General features: G+C 65.2%; 5 protein-coding genes. 1 reads left to right on the forward strand and 4 read right to left on the reverse strand.

The window, feature by feature from the left end:
* Positions 1–305: 305 nt before the first annotated feature.
* The gene (locus tag AC0L2Y_RS24110; RefSeq protein ID WP_473559936.1) at positions 306–602 is read right to left on the reverse strand and encodes a hypothetical protein; all 297 of its coding nucleotides are present in this window, start codon (positions 600–602) and stop codon (positions 306–308) included.
* Between the two features lie 189 nt (positions 603–791).
* Between AC0L2Y_RS24110 and AC0L2Y_RS24115 the strand changes: the two genes are divergently transcribed.
* Entirely contained in the window at positions 792–1067 is a 276-nt protein-coding gene (locus AC0L2Y_RS24115; RefSeq protein ID WP_473559938.1) for a hypothetical protein, read from the forward strand.
* A gap of 14 nt (positions 1068–1081) precedes the next feature.
* Here AC0L2Y_RS24115 and AC0L2Y_RS24120 read toward each other — a convergent pair whose 3' ends face one another.
* The 3 genes from AC0L2Y_RS24120 to AC0L2Y_RS24130 form a co-directional block, all read right to left on the reverse strand.
* Entirely contained in the window at positions 1082–1381 is a 300-nt protein-coding gene (locus tag AC0L2Y_RS24120) for a hypothetical protein (RefSeq protein WP_473559940.1), read from the reverse strand.
* A 250-nt stretch (positions 1382–1631) separates the two neighbouring features.
* Positions 1632–2030 carry a hypothetical protein gene (locus AC0L2Y_RS24125; RefSeq protein WP_352490971.1) on the reverse strand — a complete coding sequence of 133 codons (399 nt, stop codon included), beginning with the start codon at positions 2028–2030 and terminating at the stop codon, positions 1632–1634.
* A gap of 3 nt (positions 2031–2033) precedes the next feature.
* On the reverse strand, positions 2034–2441 hold the full coding sequence (locus AC0L2Y_RS24130; protein WP_473559941.1) for a hypothetical protein: 408 nt from the start codon (positions 2439–2441) through the stop codon (positions 2034–2036).
* Positions 2442–2797: the final 356 nt, after the last annotated feature.

The raw sequence follows: 2797 nt of genomic DNA on the forward strand, positions 1-2797 counted from the left end.
CCCCCCCCCCCCCCCCCCCCCCCCCCCCCCCCCCCCCCCCCCCCCCCCACCCCCCACCCCCCCCCCCCCCCCCCACACCCCCACTCCCCCCCCCCCCCCCCCCCCCCGGCCCCCCCCCCCGCCCCGGCGGGGCGGGGGCCCCCCCCCCCCCCCCCCCCCCCCCCCGATCGGTTTCCCGATCAGCAGCGATACCGGAGGGGGTGATATCGACTGCGTCTAAAACAACATTTAGGACAAGCTAATGTTCCTAGGCGACTGCAACAAACCTGCCGGCTCAAGCGGCGCGAAATTGCCGCCATTCGCTGCTACTGCTTTGGCGGCTGTGGCGGCACCTCGCCGGGCTTGATCACCGGGGTCTTCCCCTCATCCGGCGGTGGCGCCGCCATGCCCTGATCGCCCGTTGGCGGCGGCTTCAGCACCCCACCGCATGGCTCGAGCGTATCGGACAAATTGTTGCCGGCCGGCTTCTGCTGGTGGCTATTCTTGTCCGGCGGCTCGACTTTGCAGCGGTCGGATTGCGCCTGTTCGCCCGGCTGCGCGGCCGCCGGCACCGCCAGCACCAGCGCACCTAGCATGTACGGCAAGAAAATGAGCGGTCTCATGTCAAGCTCCTTTCGCGCCAAGATCTTCTGAATGTGCCAAGATCTTCTGAATGTGAAGGCAGGCAGGCGCGATTGGTTCCGTCGTGCGGCAATGCGCCCGGACCGCAGTGGCCCCGGGAACCGGCCGCCAGACTTATGAGTTCAACCACTGAGCCAATTCAGGGCCGCTGACATTATGGAGAACCGGCGATGGAACCGCGCAGGAAAGAACGAACCGACGACGAGACCGAGAGCCCGACGATCCAGCAACAGGACTGGGATGCCATCCGGAGCGGGAGAATCCCGCCTGGCGGCGTGCCGCAAAACGGCGATATTCGCTATGACGTCGAGAAAGACGGCGAACTGCCGGAGGAAGATGACGATAACGCTTATCAGGAAAGCGACGAGGCCTTGCCGGACGATGCCGACGAACGCGTCATTTCGCGCGACCTTGCAAGCGAGGGTGGTTCTTTCGACGAGGAATGAGCCGCCGCCTGCTTTCAATTCGGGAGGTCGAAGACCGGCTCCTGGCAGCGATAGACCAGACATTGGCCGTCACGCGTCTGGATATACGCGGCGCGCGGCACCTGCGGCCAGTCGCATTCATTGCCGAATTGGCGGACGTAACGGTCGTAGGTGTTCTGGCCGGTGGTGAGCACCACCGAGCGATGCCTCTGGATCAGAAGCTGTGTCTGTTCGCATGTCATCGCGCGGCTGTCCGGCCGGGCGTCGGCCGTCGCGGCAAACAGAAGCGCCCCGGCTGTCAGGACTGCCGCTTTTGTCAGGACTCTGGCAAGCATGAAACCACCTCCCGTGAAGCCTAACGCGCATCTTGATCTGGCAAACGCCGGATCGAGCCGCTCTCGCGCGAAGGAAAGATCGTACAGAATGCGAAAGAAAATGCAAAAAGCCCGCCGCACCTTTCGGCGCGGCGGGCTCCACCTGAACGTCACTATTTCGTCGGGCGGCTTACTCCTCCTTCACCGGCCCGAACCGGCGCACGATCATTTCGAAGACGATGTCCGATAAGGCCGATAGGCGGCAAGCTGGTTAGTGCGGCGCCTCCGGTCCAGCTCCGCCAGCAGGCTGAGATATTCCTTCCTTGCCGCCCGGCTGTGCGAGGCCTTTTGCGGCGCCCGGCCTTTCGAGAAACGGCCGAAGGACGGCCTCGAGGCCGCGGATGCGCTGCCTGATTTCGTCATCGCTCAATGCATCCAGATTGTTGATGTTGACACTCAGATCCTTGGGCAGCACCGACAGCACGAGCTTCAGGTACTGGTCGGGCTTTTCGGCGCGCACCTCGGCGATGACGCCGGCGCCATGGGCGCGAAAATCGGCGCGGATCGCTTCGAGGAAACCGTCGGCCAGCGTCTTCTTCGCCCGCCTGGTTCGCTTGCCGGGTGCCTGATCGTGCTGCTGCGGATCGCCGGTGGAGGGAGCCTTGGCCATGCCCTACTCCGCCTTCCCGGCGGAGATCGCCGGCTTTTTGTTGGCCGGCCGCACGATGCGCTTGCGCGGCTTGGCCTTCTTGCCGACGCGTGCCGACTTCGGCTTCCGCAGCTGGCTTGCCGGTTTCGCATCAGTGGTCGTGCCGGGCTTCATCGCACCGGCGTCGGGCAAGGCATTCAGCCTTGCCCTGAGAAATGCCGCCGCCTTGCTGTCGGGTGCTCCCGACGGGAAGCCGAAGCCGCCGACCGCATCAACGGTACCGCCACGCATCATGCCGATCCGCACGCCGGCTGCGACCTGCTCGAAGCGGCCGTGGCGGGCATAGGGTGCGGCGCCGGCGAACTCGCCGATGGCACTGACGACCTCTCGGCCGTCATCGTCGGTGATGATGGTGGCGTAACGGTTGGACATGGGGGCTTCTCTGAAGTGGGCGCACGGGGCGCGTTAATCTGAGGATCGTCGGGGTCGCGTTCCGTCGCGCCCCCCTCTGTCCTGCCGGACATCTCCCCACAAGGAGGGAGATTGGCTGTCATCACCGCTTTCGCCAATTTTGTAGGATGCAAAAAAGTGCTGTCGCCCAAGCTGCCGATCTCCCCACTCGTGGGGGAGATGTCCGGCAGGACAGAGGGGGGCGCTGTCCCGCCGACTTACAGCCGGCAGCACGCACATCATTCGATCGAAAAGGAGCCTGAATCGGGATAGGGGGGAGCTTCGCAGTTCCTCCCCTCCCACACCACCCTGCGTACGGGTCCGTACAGGGCGGTTCG

The sequence above is a fragment of the Mesorhizobium sp. WSM4830 genome (assembly GCF_055811495.1).